This is a genomic window from Geovibrio thiophilus (assembly GCF_004087915.1).
GTDB lineage: Bacteria > Chrysiogenota > Deferribacteres > Deferribacterales > Geovibrionaceae > Geovibrio > Geovibrio thiophilus.
Map to the genome: position 1 here is coordinate 1,321,082 of NZ_CP035108.1, position 24,468 is coordinate 1,345,549.

Annotated in this window: 21 protein-coding genes; 13 read left to right on the forward strand and 8 right to left on the reverse strand. The window is 48.3% G+C overall.

Annotated elements, in window-relative coordinates; all coding sequences use genetic code 11:
* Positions 1 to 262: 262 nt before the first annotated feature.
* Together mnmL and cls are read left to right on the forward strand one after the other, a co-directional pair.
* Positions 263 to 1,171, forward strand: a complete 909-nt coding sequence (mnmL, locus tag EP073_RS06250) for a tRNA modification radical SAM protein MnmL/YtqA (RefSeq protein ID WP_241654053.1) — start codon at positions 263 to 265, stop codon at positions 1,169 to 1,171.
* Complete coding sequence (gene cls, locus EP073_RS06255) at positions 1,168 to 2,577, forward strand: cardiolipin synthase (protein ID WP_128466309.1); 1,410 nt, start codon at positions 1,168 to 1,170, stop codon at positions 2,575 to 2,577. The genes mnmL and cls overlap by 4 nt, the downstream gene beginning before the upstream one ends.
* Here the strand turns inward: cls and EP073_RS06260 are convergent.
* The 8 genes from EP073_RS06260 to EP073_RS06300 all read right to left on the reverse strand — a co-directional run bounded on the left by EP073_RS06260 (position 2,574) and on the right by EP073_RS06300 (position 11,940).
* Complete coding sequence (locus tag EP073_RS06260; protein WP_164885290.1) at positions 2,574 to 3,806, reverse strand: EAL domain-containing protein; 1,233 nt, start codon at positions 3,804 to 3,806, stop codon at positions 2,574 to 2,576. The genes cls and EP073_RS06260 overlap by 4 nt on opposite strands.
* A 14-nt stretch (positions 3,807 to 3,820) precedes the next feature.
* Complete coding sequence (locus tag EP073_RS06265; protein WP_164885291.1) at positions 3,821 to 5,077, reverse strand: EAL domain-containing protein; 1,257 nt, start codon at positions 5,075 to 5,077, stop codon at positions 3,821 to 3,823.
* Between the two features lie 107 nt (positions 5,078 to 5,184).
* Complete coding sequence (locus EP073_RS06270; protein ID WP_128466312.1) at positions 5,185 to 6,702, reverse strand: DUF445 family protein; 1,518 nt, start codon at positions 6,700 to 6,702, stop codon at positions 5,185 to 5,187.
* Complete coding sequence (locus EP073_RS06275) at positions 6,683 to 7,597, reverse strand: Ppx/GppA phosphatase family protein (RefSeq protein ID WP_128466313.1); 915 nt, start codon at positions 7,595 to 7,597, stop codon at positions 6,683 to 6,685. Before EP073_RS06275 ends, EP073_RS06270 begins: the two co-directional genes overlap by 20 nt.
* Positions 7,594 to 8,610 (reverse strand): endolytic transglycosylase MltG, encoded by a 1,017-nt coding sequence (gene mltG, locus EP073_RS06280; RefSeq protein WP_128466314.1) that lies wholly within the window; start codon positions 8,608 to 8,610, stop codon positions 7,594 to 7,596. Before mltG ends, EP073_RS06275 begins: the two co-directional genes overlap by 4 nt.
* Before the next feature lie 4 nt (positions 8,611 to 8,614).
* Positions 8,615 to 9,736 carry a glutamine-hydrolyzing carbamoyl-phosphate synthase small subunit gene (gene carA / locus EP073_RS06285; protein WP_128466315.1) on the reverse strand — a complete coding sequence of 374 codons (1,122 nt, stop codon included), beginning with the start codon at positions 9,734 to 9,736 and terminating at the stop codon, positions 8,615 to 8,617.
* A gap of 195 nt (positions 9,737 to 9,931) precedes the next feature.
* Positions 9,932 to 11,287, reverse strand: a complete 1,356-nt coding sequence (locus EP073_RS06290) for a S1C family serine protease (RefSeq protein WP_128466316.1) — start codon at positions 11,285 to 11,287, stop codon at positions 9,932 to 9,934.
* A 395-nt stretch (positions 11,288 to 11,682) separates the two neighbouring features.
* Positions 11,683 to 11,940: a DUF6364 family protein gene (locus EP073_RS06300; protein WP_128466318.1), complete on the reverse strand. Its 258-nt coding sequence runs from the start codon at positions 11,938 to 11,940 to the stop codon at positions 11,683 to 11,685.
* Positions 11,941 to 12,057: 117 nt separating this feature from the next.
* Here EP073_RS06300 and EP073_RS06305 point away from each other — a divergent pair, with 117 nt between their 5' ends.
* The 11 genes from EP073_RS06305 to acpS all read left to right on the forward strand — a co-directional run bounded on the left by EP073_RS06305 (position 12,058) and on the right by acpS (position 24,377).
* The gene (locus tag EP073_RS06305; RefSeq protein ID WP_128466319.1) at positions 12,058 to 13,869 is read left to right on the forward strand and encodes an ATP-dependent DNA helicase; all 1,812 of its coding nucleotides are present in this window, start codon (positions 12,058 to 12,060) and stop codon (positions 13,867 to 13,869) included.
* A complete protein-coding gene (locus EP073_RS06310) occupies positions 13,844 to 15,202 on the forward strand; it encodes a glucose-6-phosphate isomerase (RefSeq protein ID WP_128466320.1) in 1,359 nt (452 codons plus the stop codon). Before EP073_RS06305 ends, EP073_RS06310 begins: the two co-directional genes overlap by 26 nt.
* Positions 15,186 to 16,421, forward strand: a complete 1,236-nt coding sequence (tilS, locus tag EP073_RS06315; RefSeq protein ID WP_164885292.1) for a tRNA lysidine(34) synthetase TilS — start codon at positions 15,186 to 15,188, stop codon at positions 16,419 to 16,421. Before EP073_RS06310 ends, tilS begins: the two co-directional genes overlap by 17 nt.
* Before the next feature lie 136 nt (positions 16,422 to 16,557).
* Positions 16,558 to 17,091, forward strand: coding sequence for a hypoxanthine phosphoribosyltransferase (gene hpt, locus EP073_RS06320; RefSeq protein ID WP_241654054.1), 534 nt, complete (start codon positions 16,558 to 16,560; stop codon positions 17,089 to 17,091).
* Between the two features lie 104 nt (positions 17,092 to 17,195).
* Complete coding sequence (ftsH, locus tag EP073_RS06325; RefSeq protein ID WP_128466323.1) at positions 17,196 to 19,103, forward strand: ATP-dependent zinc metalloprotease FtsH; 1,908 nt, start codon at positions 17,196 to 17,198, stop codon at positions 19,101 to 19,103.
* Complete coding sequence (gene folP / locus EP073_RS06330) at positions 19,090 to 20,280, forward strand: dihydropteroate synthase (protein ID WP_241654055.1); 1,191 nt, start codon at positions 19,090 to 19,092, stop codon at positions 20,278 to 20,280. The genes ftsH and folP overlap by 14 nt, the downstream gene beginning before the upstream one ends.
* Positions 20,273 to 21,046: a diadenylate cyclase CdaA gene (gene cdaA / locus EP073_RS06335; RefSeq protein WP_128466324.1), complete on the forward strand. Its 774-nt coding sequence runs from the start codon at positions 20,273 to 20,275 to the stop codon at positions 21,044 to 21,046. The genes folP and cdaA overlap by 8 nt, the downstream gene beginning before the upstream one ends.
* The gene (locus EP073_RS06340) at positions 21,043 to 21,948 is read left to right on the forward strand and encodes a CdaR family protein (protein ID WP_128466325.1); all 906 of its coding nucleotides are present in this window, start codon (positions 21,043 to 21,045) and stop codon (positions 21,946 to 21,948) included. The genes cdaA and EP073_RS06340 overlap by 4 nt, the downstream gene beginning before the upstream one ends.
* A gap of 2 nt (positions 21,949 to 21,950) precedes the next feature.
* Complete coding sequence (gene glmM / locus EP073_RS06345; protein ID WP_128466326.1) at positions 21,951 to 23,309, forward strand: phosphoglucosamine mutase; 1,359 nt, start codon at positions 21,951 to 21,953, stop codon at positions 23,307 to 23,309.
* Positions 23,309 to 24,043, forward strand: coding sequence for a pyridoxine 5'-phosphate synthase (locus tag EP073_RS06350; protein ID WP_128466327.1), 735 nt, complete (start codon positions 23,309 to 23,311; stop codon positions 24,041 to 24,043). The genes glmM and EP073_RS06350 overlap by 1 nt, the downstream gene beginning before the upstream one ends.
* Complete coding sequence (gene acpS / locus EP073_RS06355; RefSeq protein WP_128466328.1) at positions 24,030 to 24,377, forward strand: holo-ACP synthase; 348 nt, start codon at positions 24,030 to 24,032, stop codon at positions 24,375 to 24,377. The genes EP073_RS06350 and acpS overlap by 14 nt, the downstream gene beginning before the upstream one ends.
* Positions 24,378 to 24,468: the final 91 nt, after the last annotated feature.

Sequence of the window (24,468 nt, forward strand, 5' to 3'; positions counted from 1 at the left end):
GAAGATGATACAGTTAAATACTAATAAATACTAAATTAGTAGATGTTTATTGTTAGTCATTTATGTGGTTATTTGTTTTACTGTAGTTTTTAAATACTAATAGCTTCTCAGCTTTTCGACTAAATTATCCTGCGGGATAAAAACATATATTTTCCCAATTTTGAGTTTATTTGTAAATTATAAATCTTTTCAAAGTAAAAGATTGGTATATAGTCAAATATTGTATTGTATAATTATTATGGGGAATTAGTATTTGGGGAAAATGATGACAGATAATCTGTACCTCGATCTGAATACCTATCTCCGCCGCCGTTTCGGACGGAAGGTGTGGAAAGTTCCCGTGGATGCGGGCTTCACATGCCCCAACAGGGACGGAACCAAGGGGCATTCAGGGTGCATTTACTGCAACAATGAATCCTTCTCCGGCGCATCGGCGGGCGGGATTACGGAGCAGGTGAAGAAGCGCATTGAGGCGCTTAAACGCAGGAACATCAACGCTTATATTATATATTTTCAATCATACTCAAATACTTACGGCACTATTGATGAGATAAGGACAAAAATTGAAAGTGCCCTCATTGAAGACGGCATAGTGTCTGTTCATATAGGAACCCGCCCCGACACCGTGGACGATGAAAAGCTGGATTATCTGGCGGAATTAAACAAAAAATACGAAGTGGTTGTTGAGTATGGTCTGCAATCCTCAAACCCTGAGACACTGCGCATAATAAACCGCGGACACACGGCGGAGGATTTCGCCGATGCGGTGCGGAAGACCGCTGCAAGGGGAATAAAGTCCTGCGCTCACATCATCCTTGGTCTGCCTAACGATACAAAAGCAGACATGCTGGAAACAGTGCGTTTTGCCGCAGCCTGCGGGGTGCATTCCGTAAAGTTCCACCATCTTCACATAGTGAAGGATACGGAGCTTGAAAATATTTATAATCAGGGTAAAATCAAGGTTATGGACGTGCGTGAATATGCGGATGTTCTGGCGGAGTGCATTGCTCTTCTGCCGGAGGAGACTGTCATCGCGCGTCTCATGGGGGATGCCGCAGGGGATACGCTGATTGCGCCTAAGTGGGAAATCTCCAAGAATGAGTTTATTAATCTTCTCAAAAGCGTAATGCGTGAAAAGGGACTGCGTCAGGGAGATTCATTCGGGAAATGACCGCATATTTTGATTTATTTTTTCAGCATCTGGGGGAAGTTATTTCGCTTATACTTGTCCTTGTGATTCTCTCCGGCAGGAGGGAGGCGAGGGCAAACTTCTCATGGCTTATGGTGGTGGTGCTGTTTCCGTTCATAGGCGCCGTGATGTACATCCTTCTCGGTAACCCGAGGCTGAAAAGGATGCTGGAGAAGAAGTTTAAATCATACCGTTCCATAGACCTTAAAAAATACGTTAAGCATGATGAAGAGTTTGACAAAAGCGGGCTTGGCGCTCTTGTGGAAAAAATAACCGGCGTTGTGCCCCACATGTGCAGCAATCTGAAGCTTATCATAGGCGGCGGTGAGAAATACTCCCTTCTCGGCGAGGATATAGGCTCGGCAGAAAAGTATGTTCTCATGGAATATTACGTTTTCAGAAACGATTTTGCGGGGAAGTTTTTTGCGGATCTTCTCATGGAAACCGCTGAGAGAGGCGTGAAGGTTTACCTGCTTGTGGACGGCTTCGGCTCCTTCGGCTTCACTCTGAGCGGGACATACAGAAGGCTTAAGAAGAGCAAAGTGAATATCGCCGTGTTCCATCCCCCTTTCGGGTTTAAGACAGTTTCGAGGATGAATTTCCGCAACCACCGCAAGATAGCTATAATCGACGGCAGAGTATGCTACACAGGCGGAATGAACATTGGCAAAGAGTATATGGGCGGGTTTTTCGGCAACAGAAAATGGTTCGACGCTCATCTCTCCTTCGGAGGCGATGCGGTTTACCCTGTGGAAGAGGTTTTCGCTGAGGACTGGCTTTTCGCCACCGGAGAAAGCATAGAGGAACTCATAAAAAGCGCTCAGGTGGAGCGTGGAGGGGATACCACGGTTCAGGTTGTGCCGTCCGGTCCGCATATGCCCCGTCCGCTGATATACAGCACGCTTTTCAGCACGCTGAACAGGGCGAGGAAATCGGTTGTGATCGTTACTCCTTACCTTGTGCCGGATCAGCCCGTAATCGAAACACTGAAAAATATCAGCCGTCAGGGGATAGATGTCACGGTAATTCTCCCCGGCAAAAACAATCAGCCCCTTGCCGCTGCCGCCGGGCGTTCTTATTATGAAGAGCTTATAGAAAACGGCGTGAGGATACACGAGACAAAAGGCATAATGCTTCATGCCAAGATTGTTGTTATAGATGATTATTTTGTGATCACAGGCTCATCCAACATGGACGGCAGGAGCTTCAAGATAAACTTCGAGCTTAATATAGTGGCTTATTCCGGCGCGTTTGCCGAGGATGTGGAGAAGCTTGTCCGTTATTACCTCAATCATTCGGAGGAGGTTGAACTTAAGGCAGTGAAAGCCCGTCCCTTCGCAGTGAGGGTGTTTGAGGGTGTGTGCCGCACTCTGGGACCTGTTCTTTAGACCTGAATATCCAGCTTCTGCTCTATGAAGTCTATGCAGACGATGTAGTTTTTCGCTCCTGCGTTTGTGCGAAAGGACGCGGTGCGGCAGAGCTGACCGGAGGCGAGGGATATATACGGATTGGTGTAGAACCTCTCAAGCCCTAGGTGGCTTATGTAGTAATAGTAATCTTTGAGGGAATGATCATCCAGCTCCTCAGCCGGTCTGAAAAAATGGTTCTGTTTCAGTGATTTCTTGCCGCAGCCGCAGATTGTGGGTCCGATCTGTGTTCCGCTTGAGTCAAGGAGGTAGATGCACTGCACGGAATCGTTACCGTTTGCGGTTTCCTGAAACTCCTGAAAAAAGTCTTTTATTGTCAGTTTGTTGAGCCTGCGCTCAACCTCTTCGATTATCTTCTGGTTTTCCTTATGCTTCTCTTTATTTTCATTTATGGATGTTTCGATATTTTTTTTGATTTTATCTGCGCAGGTAAGCACCCTGTTGATGCAGCCTTCCACAGCGATTTCGTCAAATTCGCCGGGTCTTGCGAAGTAAAAGCCCTGATAAAGGTCTATGCCCATTTCATAGCAGGTGAAGATGTCCTCTTCCTCCTCAAGTCCTTCTGCGAGGGTAAGTGAGCCGATTGTCTTTGCGAGCTCTATGATCGATTTTATTATGGAGCGCTGGTAGTAGCTCTTGCTGACATTATTTACGAGGCAGCGGTCAATTTTGATTATGTCCGGCTTGGTGATCACAAGTCTGTTGAGGTTTGAGTGCAGCGCTCCGAAGTCATCCAGAGCGACAAAGAAGCCCAGCTCACGGTATTTTTCGATAACTTCAATTAGCTTGGCGTTGTTTTCCACTGCGGATTCAACAATCTCCATCGCGATGTTGCCGTAATTTATGCCTTCGGTATCGGCGTATATTTTGGTGCGCATCTGGAGTTCGCAGTCCTGATTGAGAACGGAGGTGTTCAGATTCAGAAACAGCACTATATCTCTATGGTTTTTAATTTTTCTGTAGTTTTTTATGGCTGTTCTGCGGCAGAGCCTGTCCAGCTCTATTGTAACTCCGGCTTCATCTGCGGCTTCAAAAAGGAGATTAGGGGGAATCATGCTGTCATTTGCGGGATCGCAGCCTCTGGTGAGTGCTTCCAGACCGACTATCCTTTTTCGTTTGAGGCTGATTATGGGCTGAAAGGCTGTTATTACGGACTCTTTTGCCAGTATTTCTTTTATATCAAAGTTCAAATGACTCACCATGCTCACAGCGAACTGCTTTTATTAAAGTTCATGTTTGCGGCTATCTCCACAAAGTCTATGCAGACAACCTCCTCTTTTCCGCCGCGCAGGTATCTGGAGGACATTGTTCTGCACAGCCTGCCGGACAGTATAGACATGAACGGGTCAGTATAAAACTTTTTTATATCAAGACGCATCAGAAAATAATAATAATCTTTCAGTGAATGATCCATATTTTCCGTGTCGGGCCAGTAAAGTCTGTGGAATCCGTTTTTGGAAACACAGTTTACGCTCACTGCCTGAGCAGTCTGCATGCCTTCACTGTCCAGAATACATATTTTTTCTATTTCCTGATGTTTGTCTACAACTTCCTGCAAAAAATCTACTCCCGCGGATGAACCGGACGCGCGTATTTCATCCACAAGCCTGTCCAAAATTGCTTCAAAATGCTTATGCTGCTGCTGTTTTCTGGTTATGATGCCGTTGAGGTGAAGCTTGATGCTTTTTGAGATTTTCTCAATCTCCTCATTGCAGCTTTCCTTTATTCTGCTGAGATTTGACATGGGCTCGCTGAAATAAAAGCCCTGAAAGAGGTCTACCCCGAGTTCATAGCATTTGATGATGTCTTCTTCGGTTTCAAGTCCTTCTGCGAGGGTGAGTGAGCCTATCTTGCGGGAGAGCTCAATTATGGAGCGGACTATTGACTGCTGGTAGTAATCGTTGTTCATGTTCGCTATCAGCGAGCGGTCTATCTTTATGATGTTCGGTTTAGATTTTACTATCCGGTCAAGGTTGGAGTGATAGGCTCCGAAGTCGTCCAGAGTGACAAAGAAACCGTAATCCTTGTGTTTGTTTACAAAATGGACGAGGTTTTCGTTCTTCTCGACCCGGGATTCGACTATCTCTATAGCGATCATGCTGCAATCTATCCCCGCCTCATCCGCGAAGGATTTCGTCCACGACTTTCCGTTTATCTCGATCATGTCCAGTATGGAGGCATCAAGATTTATGAAGAGGATAAGCTCTTCGCTCTCGGCAAATTCCCGGAAATTCTGGAGTGCTTTCTTTCGGCAGAGTCTGTCCAGCTCCACCAGACAGTTGTTTTCCTTGGCGGATTCAAACATGGCTGAAGGGGGTATAATAGTCCCGCAGACAGGCGTGACGCCTCTGCTGAGCGCTTCTATACCCACAACCCGTTTTTCCTTAAGGCTGATAATTGGCTGAAAGTGCGTTATGACGCTCTCTTTCTCTATAATTTCCCGAATATTGAAACTGTTCACCGAGCACCGTAAAAGACTACATATAAATTAGTAGACAGAATATTGTATTTGTAACTCATTTTGCAAGAAGTAATTTTTCGTTAGCCTGCGTATAAGGCACTGCCTTCTCAAAGGAAGATGAAGAAAGCCACCTGAATCAGACCGAACAGGAACCCGAGCACGAAGCCGAGCCTGTTTATCCATTTGAACTGATCCTTCATAAAGTCAAATAGAATGTCCTCAACTTCATACAGGTTCAGTGTATTTATCTTTTTCTCCACTATTCCCGGAAGATCCACAGCGCGCACAAGTCCGGGAACATTTTTCTCCAGAAGAATATTTATCTCCTCCAGAAGCTTATTTTTTACAGCGAGAAAAGATTTCTTCGGCATGCCGTCATAGAGGTTTGCCGCGCGTATTCCCTTGAGGATTTTGTATATGGCATGCGGCAGTGTGCTTTTCAGCACGCCGGAACCGGCGAGTCTTGTTATGAGTGCCGATGCTGTTTCCCCGTTTTTGAGGTCTATGCCTATCATCTTCGCTGCGGAGCCTATTGTTGCCCCGCGTTCCGTGAGCATGCCGCAGGCTGCCTTGGATATGCTTTCTGCGAATCCGTCGGAGGAAAGATATTTCTGAATGCGGGTGATATAGTCGCCTCTTACCTCGTATATGGTTTCAAAGCCTATCCTGCCTGCATGTGCGTAAAGGGGTTTATGGAGAAAGTCGTCTATTTTGCCTTTTATTCCGTTTGATATGCGGCGCTTCATGACGGGGTCGCCTTTTATCCCGCTTATCAGCTTGGGCAGGTGCTCCTGCACAAGGTCGTTTATGGTGTCCTCGTTCAGAAACATATTGAGAAAGCCGAGCTTAATCTGATCCAGCCCGCCGCCGCTGAACATTCCGTCCTTGAGGCTTGTGAGTCTTTCCGCAACTTTTTTTCGGGATTCATCGTCCTCGAACAGCCTGTCCAGAATATCCAGAGCTCTGTCAGTGAGAAAATCGGATATTTTGCCTGTGGATTCATTGAGCTTGTCCGGCAGGAGATCCGAGAAGGATTTTCCTGAGAGAACAAGGTTGTTCAGCCTGTTTGAGAGCTCATTTATAACAGCGGGCTGCCATTTTCCTTCGGTGAAAACTTTTTTGAGGACAGGCTCAAGCCCTCCGTCAGGCAGAAGAGTGCTGATTTCAGTGTCCGCCAGACGCTCAAGCATGGGTGCCGATATGGACGCCAGAGCCTCGCTGAGGCTGTTCAGGGTTGCTTCATCCGCCAGAAGGTCGGTGAGCTTCTTTATAACCGTCTCCTCATGGAGACCGATTTTTTCCAATATATCGCTTATGCTTCCGTGGTCTGTTCTGAGGAATTTCTCAAGCTCTTTTTCGATTGTGGCGGATATGGCGTTCTGGACATTTTCGGATTTGACCGCCTTTGCGATCTCCTCCTCTCCGATGAGCTTTTCGCCCACCATTATGCCTATTTTGGAAGCGAGCTTGGATCGGTTGCGGGGAATTACGCCTATCCAGCCGAAGGAGTACCATCTCCGTCTGTGGGGGCGGAAGAGCATTTTGATGGCAAGCCAGTTAGTAACATAACCCACTAAGCCTGTTATAAACGGAGTGGCTATGAGGTTAATTGTTTGCGGCTGCAACAGCGAGACCCTCCCTTAAACCGAAGTCTGAAACAGTGAGTGTTTCCATTCCCGTCATGCACATAAGCTCCAGCGTGATAAGGGTTCCGGGTATCAGGAGATCCTCCCGCCCTTTCTCCATGCCGGGAAGAAGAAGCCTCTCCTCCGCCGTGAGTGAACATAACTCAATGAATATTTGTTCTATCCTCGATTTTTTCAAGGGGTAACCGTTTATTTTTTTCCAGTCATATTCTTTCATTTTGAGATCAATGGCGGCTAGGGTCGTGGGTGTGCCCGCACTGCCGATCAAAAGCTCGGGCTGAAAGTCCATTTCTCTTTTTACATCGTTGAGGATCGTAAAAAGCGGTATGCGTATTCTGTCCATGTGCTCTTCTATGCAGGGTTCACGGAAATTGTAGGAGTCCGCCATTTTTACCACACCGAGAGGGATGCTCATAACTTTTACCGGCACATTCGGCTCAGTGTATATGAATTCGGTGGAGCCTCCGCCTATGTCGAAGATAAGGGTTCTGCGTCCGCCAGTTTCAATTCCGGACTGAACCCCGGCAAGCTCCAGCGCCGCTTCGGTTTCGCCGTCAATCACATTTACGGATATGCCTATCTCCTTTGCGGGAATGAGCAGATCCTCCCTGTTGGAGCACTCTCGCACTGCGCTGGTGGCAACGGCTGTGAGCTTCGCCGCCTTATGCTCTTCCGCTGCTTTTGCGAATTTCTGTAAGGCTATAAGTGTTTTCAGGACAGATTCCTCAGAGATCCTTCCTGTATTCTTAATCCCGTTACCGAGCCTCGTTATTATTCTGTCGGAATGGATTACCTCAGTAAGCACTCCGTGTTGAATCTCTGCTATAATAAGCCTTACGGCGTTTGAGCCTATGTCTATGGCGGCTACTCTCATTTCTGCTCCCGTCTTATCTGATGCAGATAAACCTGCCTGCGGTGTTCATCGTATGTTTTTGTGAAAACGTGGGTTCCGTCCTGCTTTGCCACAAAGAAAAGATAATCCGTGACAGCGGGGTAAGCCGCCGCTTCCAGTGACTGTCTGTCGGGGTTTGAGATGGGGGTGGGGGGAAGTCCTCTTATCATATACGTGTTGTATGGGTTTTCACCGTCTCTTATGTCTTCCTTGCGTATGTTTCCGTCAAACTCGGCGTATTTTCCGTAAATTATCGTCGGGTCTGCCTGAAGACGCATTCGCTTTTTCAGCCTGTTGTAGAAGACTGATGCCACGGTTTGCGCTTCTTCGTCTATGTAGGTTTCCTTCTGAACTATGGAGGCGAGTGTCAGAGCCTGATAAAAGCTTAAGCCCTTTTCCTCAGCTCTTTCGGTGAAGTCCTCCGGCAGATTGTTCAGGAAGTTGGCGTACATGGTGCGTATAATGTAGTCTGCCTTGGTGTAGGGCGGAAAAAAGTATGTATCGGGGTAGAGAAACCCCTCTATAGTGGGGGCAGAGATTCCTGTGAGCCTGAATATGAACTCGTCATCCAGAGCGGTTTTCAGAAAATCGTCAATACCGATTATGTTGCTCTTTTCAAGTACCGAGGCTATGTCATGTATGTTGTAGCCTTCAGGGATGGTTATCTTAAGGGTGGACTGTGTTCCTTTGAAAATATTCTCCAGATAATCGCTGAGAAGCATGTTTTCGGCACGGTAGTAGCCGTATTTAATCCGCCTGTCCGCCTTTTTTACATGAATGAGGTATCCCCTGAAATAGGGCGGGGTGTTCAGATGGGTGAACACCCTGTCGTAAAACTGATTGAAGGTTCCGTTCTTCGGCAGGTCAAGCTCAAGGGTTACTTCCGTTGTTTCCAGAAATTTTTCGGATTTTACAATCCATACACCCAAAACCGCGGTGACCGCAAAGGCTATAACGGCTGTAATTACAACGGCGGCGATGATTTTTTTTACCATCGCCTTACGCCTTGCTCTCCTCTATCATATCCGTGAACCTTTTGAAAAGGTATGTAGCGTCGTGCGGTCCGGGACCGTTTTCCGGATGGTACTGAACGGCGAATATCGGATATTTTTTATGTTTCAGACCTTCAACGGTTTTATCGTTTAGGTTCATGTGCGTTACTTCAACCTGATCTCCGAGGCTGTCTATATCAACGGCGAAGCAGTGGTTCTGGGCGGTTATTTCCACCCTGCCTGTCTCGCTGTCCATAACAGGCTGGTTGCCGCCGTGGTGACCGAATTTCAGCTTGTATGTCTTTCCGCCGAGGGCAAGTCCGAGGATCTGGTTGCCGAGGCATATGCCGAACATAGGGTATTTGCCTATGAGCTGTCTTGTAAGCTCTATGCCGTACGTAACCGCTTCGGGGTCGCCGGGACCGTTGGAAAGGAAGACTCCGTCAGGCTTGAGGGCGTCTATCTCTTCAATTTTAGCAGTGGCGGGAACAACCGTAACCTTGCAGCCGAGATCAGCCATGTTGCGGAGAATGTTTCTTTTTATGCCGAAGTCAATGGCAGCAATGTGGTATTTGGGATTTTCAAGCGTGCCGTAGCCGGTGCCCAGCTGCCAGCCTGTCTGTGTCCATTCATAGGGGACTTTACAGGTTACTTCCTTCACAAGGTCTTTGCCGACGATGGTCTGGATAGCCGCCGCCTGTTTTCTGAGCGCCTCAGTGTCCTCCGTCTGAGTGGATATGACGGCGTTCATGGAGCCTCTCTCCCTTATGTGGCGGACAAGCTTTCTCGTATCTATGTCTTCAATGCCGATTACGCCGTGTTTTTTGAGGAAATCACCCAGACTGCCGTTTGATCTGTAGTTGGAGTGCACTCTGCTGTGCTCTTTTACTATAAACGCAGAGAGGTAAGGGCGGTATGCCTCGAAGTCTTCTTCATTAACGCCGTAGTTGCCTATCAGCGGGTAAGTCATAGCCACCATCTGCCCGTAGTAGGAGGGATCTGTGAGTATTTCCTGATAACCTGTTATAGAGGTGTTGAAAACCACTTCACCTTCAGACGTTCCGTCCGCTCCGAAACTTTTTCCTTCAAACACAGTGCCGTCTTCCAGCACAAGAAAAGCCTTGTTCATTAATACCTCTTATATATAACAAAAATCCGTACATCCTGTCGTATATGATATATTGTTTTTACTGTCTTTATTCAAATCTTTGCTGCTGCTTTCAGGCACATGGATGTGCCGCCCGCCGTGCGCAGCGAAGCCTTGCCTAGCAAGGCGCGAGCGTGTATGCAAAAAACACAGGATGTAGTTTTTTGCATTGTAAGATCAAGGGTTCAGCTTGATCTGCAAGAGTCTGCCGTCCCTGTACACCGTGAGGATGAACGGCTTATCCTGATTATCCTCAATCAGCCGACTGAGCTGTTCTAGGTTGTCAAGCTCCGTTCCGTTAAGGGCAACAACTATGTCGCCGACGGTGATATACTTGGTACCCTCACTTTTTGCCACGGTAAGATAACCATCTTTCTCGCTCACTGCAATACCGTATTTAGTATCCAGATGTATTAATCCGAAATCTGAGGGTCTCTCAGTGAGGACAAGCCTCCCTTTAAAGGTTCCGTCAGCCCTTTTTATGCCTATTTCAACGGATGAATCGGGGGGATAGCTGCGGAGGATGTGGTACATTACCTCTTCACTGTTTATGGGCACGCCCCCGACCTCAACGACTTCATCTCCGGCTTTAAGACCTATCTCTTCGGCATTGGAGCCTTTTTCAACGGATTCTATGACGGGCATCATGTCCTCACCTTTGGCGGTGTCCTTAACGGTGAAGCCTACATGTCCGCGGCGGAGCTTTCCGCTTTTCATTATCTCCGGCAGAACTCTCTTTATTGTGTCCATAGGAATCGAAAAGCCTATCCCCTGCGCCTGACGGTGTATGGCGGTGTTTATGCCTATCACCTCGCCGTTTATATTAATCAGCGGACCGCCTGAGTTGCCGGGGTTTATGAGTGCGTCAGTCTGTATGAATACGCTGTAGTTATTTCCGATATTCATCATCCTTGCCGTGGCGCTGATTACTCCGGTGGTGACTGAGCTGCTGAGTCCGTATGGATTGCCTATGGCAATTATCGGTTCACCCAACATAATATCTGAGCTTGTGCCGAGCGCCGCCGCCGGAAATTTCTTTGTTTGATCTTTAATTTTCAGTATCGCAAGGTCTATGGATTCGTCGCCGCCCACAAACTCCGCTTCGTAATTGGCGTTGTCGCGGGTGATAACAAAAATAGTTGTGGCGTCTTTTACCACATGGAAGTTGGTAACCACCGTTCCGTCCTCACGGATCATAACGCCCGAGCCAAGACTCTGGGTTTTGTAGCTGCGTTTGCGCAGTCCGAAGAAATCGTCAAAAAACGGGTCGTTGAAGAACGGGCTGACATTTGTTTCCACGGTTTTTTCCGTGCGGATGTTCACCACGCTGTCTTCAATTTTGCGTATTGCAAGAACAGTAGGCGTGACCCTGCTGGATTCAGAGGCGTCCGGCTGATGCTCGGGATGCACAGGGGCGATCGTCTCAGCTTTCGGCTGCTGTTCACCGCTCTGCGCGGGTTTTTCCTGCTTTGCCGCTCCGCAGCTTACACTGAGGATAAGAACTATGATGACTGCTGATAATTTTCTGAACATTTAACTCTCCGACGGGTAGAAATTCTATCAGAAAATGGACGCATAAAAAAGATGTTTTGTTCGGTTTTTTAAGCATATTGACTTTTATATTCCGTATGCCTCACCATGAGGTCAGAGGAGTACAAATTTTACTGTATCGCTCCCTGTATCATCGCAGTCCGCACACATGACATGCGCATCATCACCTTTTTTGCGGCATATGCGGCAGTAAAGATAAATAATTATAAAACTGCGCTTAACAGGGCAGGAACAATACCCGCGTAGATTTCCTTTCAGCGGTTCACCCATTGCAACCGGATCAGCCAGAATCATGTCGATTTTGTTTTGAATAATCTTTCTTATGGATTGATGTTTTTTCAGACTTTTAATAAAAGCTTCTTCAAAAAGAACCTGATTCATCTGCCGAACACTTCATCATAGGATTGCCAGCGGGCTTTTCCTGCTCTCAGCTTTTCCTGAACTTCTTCAAAGGCTTCGGCAAACGCAGGGTCAGCCAGTATGCGTTCGGTGGTCTCTCCGTCCTTTCTGCGCTTAACAGTCAGAAAATACTGGGTTATTATATCTGAAACCGTAGTGCGGTTTTCGCTTGCGAAATCCTTGGCAAAGTCGGCAATATCCTGATCAATACTGATATTGAGTCTGGTTTTGTGCATATTGTTCCTCCGTTTATGTGTATATTATGCGCATGACAGGTGCAGGATGCAAGTATTTTTAAAGAAATAAAAGTTTATACTTCCGCCGCTGTGTGATATAAATTTTCCTGTGATGATATGACGATAAAAAATTACTTTGAAGATGAAGACTTTCTGCCGTCGGTGCTGAGCGGCTACAGACCGAGAAAACAGCAGGCGGAGATAGCTGACTTCATCCATAAATCAATGAGCGGTCATGTTCCGGCTGTGGTCGAGGCGCCCACAGGTTCCGGCAAGACTCTGTCATACCTTATTCCCGCCCTTGAGCTTGAGCGGAAGGTGATAATATCTACCAAGACAAAGCAGCTCATGCTCCAAATCCTGAACAAGGATATTCCCATAGCTTCCAAGCTTTTCGGACATTCCCCCGCGGTGTATTACCTCAAGGGACGGCGGAACTACTTCTGCCATGAGCGGTTCTTCCGCCTCATTTATCCCAGCTCCAGCTTTTATCCGGACGCTGTGAAATGGTTTGAGGGAATAGCCGAAAACTATGTGATAGAGATACCCTTCGGCATGTTCGGCGGCGAGGTCATAGAAAAAATGACCGCAGACAGCTATCAGTGTACGGGCAGTTCATGCCAGTTTTTTGCCCACTGCTCATTCTACAGGGCGAAGGAAGCTGCGAACGCATCGGACGTGATAGTCACCAACCATCATCTTCTCGCAAGCGATATAGCTATGAAAAGCAAAAGCGAGTTCGGCGCGGTGTTCGACTTCGCCGAGCATGTGATATTCGATGAGGCTCATGCCCTGCCGGATATTTATCCGCTGTTCGCCGGAAGCGATATAAATCTTCGCAGCTTCATGTCGCTGATACGTGAGAACAAAACGCACTTCTCCCCGAAGGATGCGGAGACAGCGACAGGAGCATACAACACTCTCCTTGCCGGAGTGCGGGAGAGCCGCATGCTCCTTGAGCAGATGAAGGGCGATGTGGACAGATACCTTGAAACTGTTTTCAGAATTATAGAAGACAAAACCGAAAAAGAGATAAAAGATCCCTTCACCAAGCTGAAAGCAGCCCTTGTTCCCATACGGGGCGAGGAGGAGGGTGTGAGGATCTGCGAAGCGGGAGCGGGCTCTTTCACCGTGAAGTTTATTCCGCTTACCGCGGGCGATAATTTCAGGGAAGGACTGAAAGGAACCTGCATTTCGCCTCTGTTCATAAGCGCCACGCTCACAGCGGGGGACAGCTTCGGTTATTTCCTTTCCGAGCTGGGCTACGACCCGAGCGAGGTTAACGCACTTAAGACAGGCGCAGTTTTCGACTACGAGACCAGAGGGCGGATCTACGTTCCCAAAGGCTTATGGAATGATAAGAACGCCGACGGCATATACACTGCCCTTGCTTCCCGCCTTGAGGGTTCAATGCTTGTTATCTGTAACAGCACGAGAAGGATGGAGGAGCTTGCCGCTCTTTTTGAAACTGCGCTTCCCTATAAAAAAGTGTTCATACAGGGAAATGTGGATGTGAGCGACCGTGAGCTTGAAACAGGCGGGATCTTCATCGGCTGCAACATCTTCCGTGAAGGAGTGGACTTCGCTCACACGGGGCTTAAGTGCGTTGTGCTGGACAAGCTCCCTTTTGAATATCCCGATGATGCCTTTCTTAAGCAGAAATCCGAGAAGGTTAAAAGTAACGGCGGCAATCCTTTTATGGATTTTTTCCTTCCCCGTGCGGTGATTTATTTCAAGCAGGCGGTGGGCAGACTCTTTCGCCATGAGGATGATATGGGGCTCTGGGTAGTTCTGGATGACCGCCTGTTAACTAAAAATTATGGAAAGTCCTTTATGGATGTGCTAAAAAATGTACACAGGGTACGCACGCTCAGCGAAGCCCTGAGCTTTCTGGAGGTTTGCGATGGAAAGGATCAGGCTGGATTATAACTATGTCTCGTCAGCTTTTATAAAAGGCGGCATGGGCGAGACTGACTTCGAGCAGTACAAGGAGAAGGCCAGACTCGGTCTTTCCAGACTGATTGATCTTGTAAACTCAGGGAGCATCGGTTTTCCAAACCTCAAGGGGCAGAACACGGTAGCCATGAAAAGCTTCGCCAAGGAGATTAAAGGCTCCGTGAACGACTTCATAGTGGCGGGCATAGGCGGTTCATCCCTCGGACTTGAGACGCTGTGCGACGCTCTGCTCCCCTTCGGGTACAACTCCCTCTCCTACGGAGAAAGGGGCAGCAAGCCGAGAATCTGGGTGGCGGACAATGTCGACCCTTCAAAAGTCGCCTCTATCATGAACACCTGCGAACCGGACGATACCTTTATCTGCGTCATATCAAAATCAGGCAGCACGGTGGAGACAGCGGCGAATTTCAACATCCTTTACGAGTGGCTGAAAAGCAATGTCAAGGACATATCCAAAAAAGTTGTGGTAATCACCGATCCAGATAAAGGGATTATGCGGTCAATAGCAACGGAGAAAAAGTTCCGTGCCTTTGATGTACCTTCAAACGTAGGCGGAAGATACTCTGTCCTCAGCCCTGTGGGGCTTCTTCCCGCTGCGGTGCTCGGTATGGATATAGACAGGCTTATCAAGGGCGGAGCGTCCATTACCTCGGATAATTACGAGATGATCCTCGTTCTCGCCTCCATATACATGTACTACATGGACAACGGGCGCAACATGAATGTTATGATGCCCTACAGCTCAAGGCTTAAGTCGTTTTCGGCTTGGTTCTGCCAGCTTTGGGGCGAAAGCCTCGGCAAAAGGTATGACCGCAGCGGGAAAGAGGTCTTCTTCGGCTCCACTCCTGTTCCGTCCGTGGGCGTAATCGATCAGCATTCCCTTGTTCAGCTTTTTAAGGAAGGTCCCTCGGATAAGCTTGTTACCTTCATAGAAGTGCTTAACCACGAAAGCGACAAAACACTGAAATCATCCTTCCCTGCTTATGATTACTTAAACGGACACACCATGGGCGAGCTCTGCAATGTTGAGCTTAAGGCAACGGAAGCCGCGCTGAAAAACACCGGCAAGCCTTCGCTTAAGCTTATCATTGATGTGCTTGATGAATATACTCTAGGTCAGCTTTTCATGCTTTATCAGTATGTTGTGCCTGTGATCGGTCTCGCCCACGATATAGACCCCTTCGACCAGCCCGGCGTTGAGGAGGGTAAGGAATATGCTTACGGACTCCTCGGGCGGGACGGTTTTGAGGAGAAGAAAAAGGCATTTACGGAAATTTACCGCAAACAGAATGATTTTATCCTTTGACAGATACATGGAAGAAAGCGCCGGAAGCATGGCGGGCAGGAAGGTTCTTGCCGCTTTTTCCGGCGGAAAGGATTCATGCGCTCTTCTCCACTGGCTTCATATCAATGCGGAAAGATTGAGAATCAGCTTCGAGGCTTGTCATGTCAATCACATGATAAGAGGCGAAAACGCTGATCGTGATGAGGAATTCAGCCGCTTATTCTGTGAAAGACGGGGCATAGCCTTCCGCTCAGAGAAAAGGAATGTTCCCGAACTCGCTGCGGCGCAGGGGCAGGGGCTTGAGCACGCAGCAAGAAAGCTCCGTTATGATGCGCTGGAAGAGGTTGCCGAAAGGGAAGGGTATGAACTGATACTCACCGCCCACACCAAGGACGATATGGCGGAAACCTTTTTCATCAGGGTTTTTCAGGGCGCATCACCTTATTCTCTCGGAGGGATAAGGCTCACAAGGGGCAGCATATACCGTCCCATGCTGAAAATTTCCACGGAAGATGTTCTGGAATATATAGAAAAACACGGCATAGAGACAACATTTGACGAAACGAATCTTGAACACTCATACCTGCGCAATTGGGTTCGGAGCGGGATAATCGGTGAAATAAAGCGGTATAATCCCGTGTTTCTGGATAAGGTTATACAGCTTATGGAGCAGTCAGCCGAGCTTGATTCTGAGACGGAAAAACGTCTCGGCGGTGTTTACCGCTGCGAGAACGGGGTCTGTATCATGGAAACTGACAGGCTCCTTGCCCTGACTCCTCTTGAGCAGGCATGGGTCATCCGCCGTGTGCTTTCCGGTTTCTTCCGCGCGGAGAAAAGGCATGTGGATAATGTACTTGCACTGGCTTCAGAGGGTGAGTCCGTAAGGATCGACCTGCCGGAAGGGTTCAACGCTGAATGCTCATATGGCAGGCTTAGGGTGTTTCACTCGGATCTTCTTAAGCCTGTGGAAGTCTTTAAAGCGGCGGGAGAGAAGAGACTGACGGCAGGCGGCAGGGTGCTTGAATTTTCAGGTGCTCTTGAGCAGGCGGAACTTACTGTCCGCACCAGAAGGAACGGAGACAGGATAGGCAGTAAAAAACTTAAAGATATTTTTATAAACAGTAAAACTGAACTTTTTGACAGAGACAGAGCTCTTATTGCGGAGAAAGACGGTAAAATTATCTGGACTGAAAGAGTTTTTCAGAACCCGGACATTCTTTTCCCAAAAGACAGCGGATGATTAGGCAATTACTATTAACGGATTATTTTTGTTTGACTTTATCCTTTCCGTTGACTAAAAAAGTATTTTTTCCTGAAAAGTTCCAGTGTCCTTAAATCTGTTTTTGTGTATATTTATGGACGGTTGCGGAGGGTTCGTGAACAGGCATACACTTGCAGACTACATATCAGAAGAGAGTATAAGCGAAAAAGTCGCTGAGCTGGCAGAAAAAATCAACAATGACTTCGCGGGCAGAGATCTCCTTGTCGTGGGCGTTCTCAAGGGCTCGTTCATCTTTATGGCGGATTTGGTGAGGAAGCTTGATAAGCCTGTAGTTGAAACAGCGTTCATAACAGTGTCCAGCTACAAGGGCGCCAGCACCAAGTCCAGCGGCTCTGTGCAGCTTGTCTGTGATATTGATAAACCTTTGAAAGATAAATGTGTTCTTCTTGTGGAAGATATTGTGGACACAGGCTATACTATAAATTATCTTACAAAGATGCTCAAGGTGCGTGACCCCGATTATGTCGGCGTGTGTACGCTTCTGGACAAGCCCTCAAGGCGTATAATGGACTTCACGCCCGATTACATAGGCTTTTCCATTCCTGACAAGTTCGTTGTCGGTTACGGACTTGATTATGACGGCAGATACAGAAACCTAGCGGACGTAAGGGTGGTTGAGTTTCAGTAAAGATTTGATAATATTGTATTATATATCACTTTGAATCAGCGGATTCAAGAATTAGCTGCGATACGCAGTGAAAAAATTTGGTTAAAGTATAATTCGGAGGAGAAATGAACAACAACCTCTATAAAAATATGGCTCTCTGGCTTGTTATAGCATTCATCATGGTGTTTCTGTTTAACATTATTTCAGGAACGCAGGGAGTCATCAAAAACATATCATACTCGGAGTTTCTTCAATCCGTTCAGAAGGGCGAAGTCGAATCCGTTATTATTAAGCAGGAAAAGCTTAACGGGCAGTACATGGACGGAACCCAGTTTGAGAGCTATGCTCCGAATGATCCAGAGCTCGTGAAGATGCTTGTTGAGAACAAGGTTAAGATAACTGCCCGTCCTCCCGACAAGAGCCCGTGGTATATGCAGGTTCTTATCTCATGGCTGCCTATGATACTGCTTATCGGTGTGTGGATTTTCTTCATGCGTCAGATGCAGGGCGGCGGAGGCGGGGGCAAGGCGTTCAGCTTCGGCAAAAGCAAGGCGAAACTTCTTACTCAGGATCAGCAGAAGGTTACGTTCAAGGATGTAGCCGGTATTGAAGAAGCGAAGGAAGAGCTTGAGGAAATTATAGAATTTCTCAAGGATCCCCATAAATTCCAGAAACTCGGCGGTAAAATTCCCAAGGGCGTGCTCCTCGTGGGACCTCCCGGAACAGGTAAAACCCTGTTGGCGAAGGCTGTAGCGGGCGAAGCCGGAGTTAACTTCTTCAGCATAAGCGGCTCGGACTTTGTTGAAATGTTCGTGGGCGTGGGTGCATCCCGTGTGCGTGACCTTTTTGATCAGGGCAAAAAACATGCGCCCTGCATTATATTCGTGGATGAGATAGACGCAGTCGGACGTCACAGGGGCGCAGGTCTCGGCGGCGGACACGATGAAAGGGAGCAGACCCTTAACCAGCTTCTTGTTGAAATGGACGGCTTTGAGTCCAATGAGGGAGTAATCCTGATTGCCGCCACAAACAGACCCGATGTACTTGACCCCGCTCTGCTCAGACCCGGCAGGTTCGACAGACAGGTGGTAGTCCCCAGACCGGACATGAACGGAAGATTTGAGATACTCAAAGTGCACACCAGCAAAATCCCCCTTGATCCGGATGTGGAGCTTGAAACAGTTGCTAAGGGAACTCCCGGTTTCGCCGGTGCGGAACTCGCCAACCTTGTTAACGAAGCCGCTCTCCTTGCAGCCAGACGTAACAAGGACAAGGTCGACATGAAGGACATTGAGGATTCAAAAGATAAAGTAACCATGGGCAAGGAAAGACGCAGCATGGTTATAAAGGACTCCGAAAAAGAGAACACCGCATATCACGAAGCAGGACACGCTATCGTCGCGAAGCTTGTTCCCGGTGCGGACCCTGTCCACAAGGTAAGCATTATCCCCAGAGGAATGGCGCTCGGTGTTACCCAGCAGCTTCCTGAGGATGACAGGCATATGTACACCAAAGAGTTTATGGAAGGCATGCTTGCCGTTCTCATGGCGGGAAGATGCGCCGAAGAGGTCATATACGGCAGACTGAGCACAGGCGCCGGAAACGACATTGAACGTGCCACGGACATTGCCCGTAAAATGGTTTGCGCATGGGGAATGAGCGAAAAGATGGGACCCCTTGCCTTCGGCAGGAAGGACGAGCAGGTGTTTCTAGGACGTGATTTCGGACACACCAAAGACTACAGCGAATCAACGGCTGTTATGATCGATGAGGAAGTAAAACGCTTCGTGCTCACCGGTTATAACAACGCAAAGGATATACTTAAAAACAACATGGGGCTGCTGCACGCTGTCACAAGACTTCTCCTTGAAAAAGAAACCATCGACGGACATGAAATAGATGCTCTGCTGGCAAAGATAGAATCAGGCGAAATAGACGCCTCCCTGCTCCAGCCCATCGAAAGAAAAAGCGAAGCAAAAGCTGAATCCGCCGAAGTTAAGGAAGGGGAAGAAGCGCAAGTTGAGACTGTTTGAGGTAACGCCCGAGAAAGATCGGATAATCTATGAGCTGAAAAAAGTAGGGGTAGACCCCTACGCCCTGAGAATGGCGGACAAGGCAGTTGCCAGAGCCGTTAAAATATGCGGGCTCACGCCCGCTCAGGGAAACATTATAAAGCAGGAGTCTCTTGCTTGCGGTATAGATGCCGCCGTGTGCAGAGGCACCGTAAACTGTGCGGTGGAAAGAACTGATGTTCTTATCATCGGAACCGAAAGAGGGCTGAAAGCACTGTCCGAAAGACTTGCCGTTCAGCCCTTTAATTTGCCTGAAACAGGCATAGCCTTAAAATCATTTCTCACAAAATCAAAAAAACGGTCATTCTTTTCCCGCGGAAGGGAATTTTCACTGGAAAAACCTCTCGTTATGGGTATTTTTAATGTGACTCCGGATTCCTTCAGCGACGGCGGCATGCTTGCAAACGAAGAGAGGGTGAAGGCGAAGCTCGCCTTATTTGCCTCTCAGGGTGCGGATATAACCGACATAGGCGGTGAATCCACAAGACCCGGATCTGATGCTGTTTCCCTTGAGGAGGAGCTGGCTAGAATTCTTCCCGCCGTTAAGCTTGCTAAGGAAATGGATCTTTTTGTATCCGTGGACACTTATAAAAGCAAAACAGCGCTAAAGGCTCTTGAAAAAGGAGCCGATATGATAAATGATATAAGCGGTCTTACCTTTGACAGCGATATGGCAAAAGTCTGTGCCGATTTCGGCGCCGCTGTCTGCCTGATGCACATCAAAGGCGAGCCGAAAAGCATGCAGGAAGCGCCCTCATACGCTAACCTGCTGGAAGAGGTTAAAAGCTTCCTTTACGATTCGGCGGATGCCGCGGTTAAAGCGGGCGTAAGGGAGGATTCGATAATTCTTGATCCGGGGTTCGGATTCGGAAAGACTTTGAAGGATAATCACGTTATCCTTAAATATCTGGAGGAATTCACCTCAATGGGTTTTCCGCTCCTTGCGGGGATGTCCAGAAAATCCATGATTGGCGGCATAACCGGAAAGCCGCCGCAGGAGAGGCTTATCGGAACAAAATCCCTTGAGGCGGTCGCTGTTTTCAAGGGGGCTGACATTATCCGTTCCCACGATGTGGCGGAAACCGCCGAGATGATTAAGGTGGTTGATTATTTAAGAAAGGCAGGGTGTGATGCCTGAATTTTTGAAATTTGTAACGCTTATTGACCTTTTGGACATGACTATTATCGCCGTTGTGGTGTACAGGATTCTTCTGCTCATAAAGGGCACAAGAGCCATACAGATGATTCTGGGCGTTCTTCTGCTCATTGTTATTGCCTTTGCTTCCAAATACTTAGGGCTTAAAACCACAAGCTGGGTTCTAAGCAACTTCACAGGTTATCTTTTCATAATTCTTGTTGTTCTCTTTCAGCCTGAAATCAGGAGGGCGCTGGCTGTCTTCGGTGAAACTAGGATGCTGGGCTCCGGCGGCAAATCGACACTGAAAGTTCTGGATGAAATAGTTAAGGCTGCGAGCATTCTCGCCAACAGGCAGATAGGCGCGCTTATCGTCATAGAGGGCAATACTGACCTTGAACATTATCTCGAAACGGGCGAGACGCTTAAGAGCCTTGTAACAAAGGATATACTGATAAGCATATTCATTCCCTACTCACCGCTCCATGATGGCGCTGTGATAATCAAGGACGGTGAAATTCTCAAAGCAGGGTGCATACTCCCCCTGAGCAAAAAGGTTGATATAGGCAAAAACTACGGAACCCGCCACAGGGCTGCGATAGGGATCACTGAGGAAACGGACGCGGTCAGCGTGACCGTCAGCGAGGAGAAAGGCTCCATAACTGTAGCTCACAAAGGTGTGCTGAGTGAGGAGCTTGATGCGGAAATGCTGAGGATCAGGCTGAAAGAACTCTTTGAAATTGACAAAAGAGGGGCTAAGAAAAAATGAAAAACCTTCATTTGAAAATACTTTCAGTTGTTATAGCCGTTTCTCTCTGGTTCGGACTGGTAAGCGGAGAGTATCAGGAGTTCAACGTGTATGCTCCCGTCAGGCTTAAAAACATGCAGGGTGAGCTTGTCGCCGTTTCCGCCGATACCCATGTGAATGTCACAGCGAAAACTCCCAGAGGACTCATGCGTGCTCTGGATTACAATGCCGTGACGGTAGAGATCGATGTTTCCGCTCTCGGTTACGGTGATACGTACCACAGACTTACACCAGAGGAGATCAAGCTCCCGTCAGGTGTTGAGCTTGTGCGTGTGGAGCCGGAAGGCATAAACATCACCGTGGATAAGCTTGTAAAAAAATCCACCAAGGTCGTCCCCACCTTCATAGGCGAGCCGCACCCGGGATTTAAGGTAGGCAGTGTTACTGTCTATCCCGAATATGTGGAAATTCAGGGAGCGACAAAGAAACTCGCCGGAATAAACTCCATAGAAACAAAGCCCGTTAACCTCTCCTCCAAAAAGGAGGGGCTGACCTACAGCATAGGTATAAAGGAGACCGACGGAGTTCTCACTTCAACTCCTGAACAGGTTGAAGTCTATGTAAGCTTTAAGGAAAACGTAATGGAGGACACCATCGACAATGTGTCCTTAATAGCGGTAAACCTGAACGATAACCTCACCGCTGTGATAAACGACATAGTCTCCGTCAGGGTGAAGGGTCGTAAGGATCTGCTCACACCCGAGAATATCGAAAAGAAAATCAAGTTCTACGTTGATCTTGAAAATATAGACAAGCCGGGCAGACACACGCTCAAGGTGCATTCAAGCAAAGCCGAGGGGTATCAGGTACTCAAAATAACCCCGAATAAGGTAAGGATTAGGCTCGAACGGAAAGGTGAATAAAGGTGAGAAAGTACTTCGGAACCGACGGGATCAGGGGAAAGGCAAACGTATTTCCCATGACGGCTTCATTCGCGCTGCGTCTTGGTCAGGCGGCAGCACAGCAGTTTAAAAACGGAAAGAAAACCCACCGTATTGTTGTGGGAAAGGATACTCGTGTTTCAGGCTATATGTTTGAAAACGCTCTCGTTGCGGGCATATGCTCCATGGGTGTGGACGCTGTGCAGGTGGGCGTTATCCCCACCCCCGCCATAGCCTTTATCACCCGCAGTCTCAGGGCTGACGCCGGGGTTGTAATATCAGCTTCCCACAATCCATATTATGATAACGGAATCAAGTTTTTTTCCTCCGAAGGGCTTAAGCTGCCCGATGAGGTGGAGCTTGCCATAGAGCAGAAAACCGACAGCATGGTTCACGGAGGAGAGGTTTCCATCTCCGCCGAGAACATAGGCAAGGCATACAGGATAGACACTGCGGTCGGGCGTTATGTTGAGTTTGTGAAAAGCAGTCTGGACAAGGATCTTGATCTTATGGGGATGAAGATTGTCATGGACTGCGCCCACGGCTCCGCCTACAGGGTTGCGCCTATGGCGATGATGGAGCTCGGCGCGAATGTCACCACCATAGGCGTTGAACCGAACGGAACAAACATAAACGACGGAGTGGGCTCTGTTCATCCCGAAAAAAGCGCTGAACTGGTGAAAAAACAGGGCGCGGATGTGGGCATCTCATTTGACGGTGACGCCGACAGGGTGATCTTCGTTGATGAAAAAGGCGAGGTTGTGGACGGCGACATAATCATGGGCATATGCGCCCGCCAGATGAAGCTGGAAGGCAGACTCAGCAGGGATACGCTGGTCGCTACAGTGATGAGCAACTACGGCTTTGAAAAATCCATGAACGGCATAGGGATAAATATTGAACGCTGCGCAGTGGGGGACAGGTATGTTCTCGCCAAGATGCTTGAAGGCGGCTATAACATAGGCGGAGAGCAGAGCGGACACATGATCTTCTCCGATTACAACACCACGGGCGACGGCATGATAAGCGCCATCCAGCTTCTCAAGGTTATGCGCAGAACAGGCAAGCCATTAAGCGAGCTCAAGCAGTTTATTGAGCTTTTTCCGCAGGTGCTGATCAACGAAAAGGTTGAAAAAAAGATCCCGCTGGATGAACTCACAGTGACATCAGCGCTTATAAAGTCGGTTGAGGAAAAGCTGAAGGGCAGGGGGCGTGTGCTTGTGCGCTACTCCGGCACGGAAAACAAGATAAGGGTTATGACCGAAGGCTACGATCATGATGAAATAACCTCAATGGCGCGGGACATAACCGATACAATAGTTAAAGAGATAGGTAAGAAGTGATGGTAAAACTCGGTGTAAATATAGACCACGTGGCAACGGTGAGACAGGCGAGAAGAGGTCATGAGCCCGATCCCGTTCAGGCTGCTGTTCTGGCGGAACTTGGCGGGGCGGACGGCATAACCGTTCATCTCAGGGAGGACAGAAGGCACATCAATGAGCGTGACGTAATGCTCCTTCGTGAGACGATCAATATCCCTTTGAATCTTGAAATGGCTTGCAGTGAGGAGATAATTCAGATAGCTCTCGCAGTGATGCCCGAAACCTGCACTCTGGTGCCTGAAAAGCGTGAGGAGCTCACCACTGAGGGCGGGCTTGATGTTATATCCAACTACGATATGGTTAAGTACACCGTGGAGCAGCTCATGAACGCGGGAATAGCCGTGAGCGTATTCATAGACCCCGACAACAGACAGATAGCGAAAGCCTGCGAAACCGGCGCAAAATATATTGAACTCCACACCGGCAGTTATGCCGAAGCTAAGGGCATGCAGCAGAGAGGCGAGCTTGCCAAGCTTTCCACAGCGGCGGATTTCGCCCTTGAGACAGGCTTCATAGTGAACGCCGGCCACGGACTGAACTATAAAAATGTCGGCGAGGTTGTCACTCTCCGAGGGATGCACGAGGTCAATATCGGGCATTCGATCATCGCCAGAAGCATATTCACCGGACTCACTCAGGCGGTGAAGGACATGCGGGAAGCCATGGACAGGGCTGCGCTCCATGCTGGGCTGTGACATTGTCGAGCTTTACAGAATTAAAGCGGCTTACGTGCGCTTCGGACAGAGGTTTCTGGATAAGATACTCTCAGAGCGGGAGCAGGCTGTTTTTCATAAAAGAAACAAAAACGGGATAAATTTCCTTGCCGGACGTTTCGCCGCGAAGGAATCCGTTTCAAAATCCCTCAAAACCGGAATGCGTGGAATAGGCTTTTCCGACATTGAGGTTCTGCCCGTCCGCGGCGGCGCCCCCGAGGTCTATGTCAAAGGCGTTAAGCGTCCGGATATTGAGGTTTCCATATCCCACGGCAAGGATTATGCCATTGCTGTCAGTATGATGAGGCAGGGCTGAGCCCCTTCCGCTATTAAAATCGTTTACAGATAAATAACAAAAGTTATTGTGCGGCATTGTTTTTGCTTGTTGAAAAACTTTGCCGTTCATA

Coding starts and splice junctions, on each gene's coding strand:
- mnmL (WP_241654053.1), top strand. CDS start 263: ATGATGACAGATAATCTGTACCTCGATCTGAATACCTATCTCCGCCGC.
- cls (WP_128466309.1), top strand. CDS start 1,168: ATGACCGCATATTTTGATTTATTTTTTCAGCATCTGGGGGAAGTTATT.
- EP073_RS06275 (WP_128466313.1), bottom strand. CDS start 7,597: ATGAGAGTAGCCGCCATAGACATAGGCTCAAACGCCGTAAGGCTTATT.
- mltG (WP_128466314.1), bottom strand. CDS start 8,610: ATGGTAAAAAAAATCATCGCCGCCGTTGTAATTACAGCCGTTATAGCC.
- carA (WP_128466315.1), bottom strand. CDS start 9,736: ATGAACAAGGCTTTTCTTGTGCTGGAAGACGGCACTGTGTTTGAAGGA.
- EP073_RS06290 (WP_128466316.1), bottom strand. CDS start 11,287: ATGTTCAGAAAATTATCAGCAGTCATCATAGTTCTTATCCTCAGTGTA.
- EP073_RS06300 (WP_128466318.1), bottom strand. CDS start 11,940: ATGCACAAAACCAGACTCAATATCAGTATTGATCAGGATATTGCCGAC.
- EP073_RS06305 (WP_128466319.1), top strand. CDS start 12,058: ATGACGATAAAAAATTACTTTGAAGATGAAGACTTTCTGCCGTCGGTG.
- EP073_RS06310 (WP_128466320.1), top strand. CDS start 13,844: ATGGAAAGGATCAGGCTGGATTATAACTATGTCTCGTCAGCTTTTATA.
- tilS (WP_164885292.1), top strand. CDS start 15,186: ATGATTTTATCCTTTGACAGATACATGGAAGAAAGCGCCGGAAGCATG.
- ftsH (WP_128466323.1), top strand. CDS start 17,196: ATGAACAACAACCTCTATAAAAATATGGCTCTCTGGCTTGTTATAGCA.
- cdaA (WP_128466324.1), top strand. CDS start 20,273: ATGCCTGAATTTTTGAAATTTGTAACGCTTATTGACCTTTTGGACATG.
- EP073_RS06340 (WP_128466325.1), top strand. CDS start 21,043: ATGAAAAACCTTCATTTGAAAATACTTTCAGTTGTTATAGCCGTTTCT.
- EP073_RS06350 (WP_128466327.1), top strand. CDS start 23,309: ATGGTAAAACTCGGTGTAAATATAGACCACGTGGCAACGGTGAGACAG.
- acpS (WP_128466328.1), top strand. CDS start 24,030: ATGCTGGGCTGTGACATTGTCGAGCTTTACAGAATTAAAGCGGCTTAC.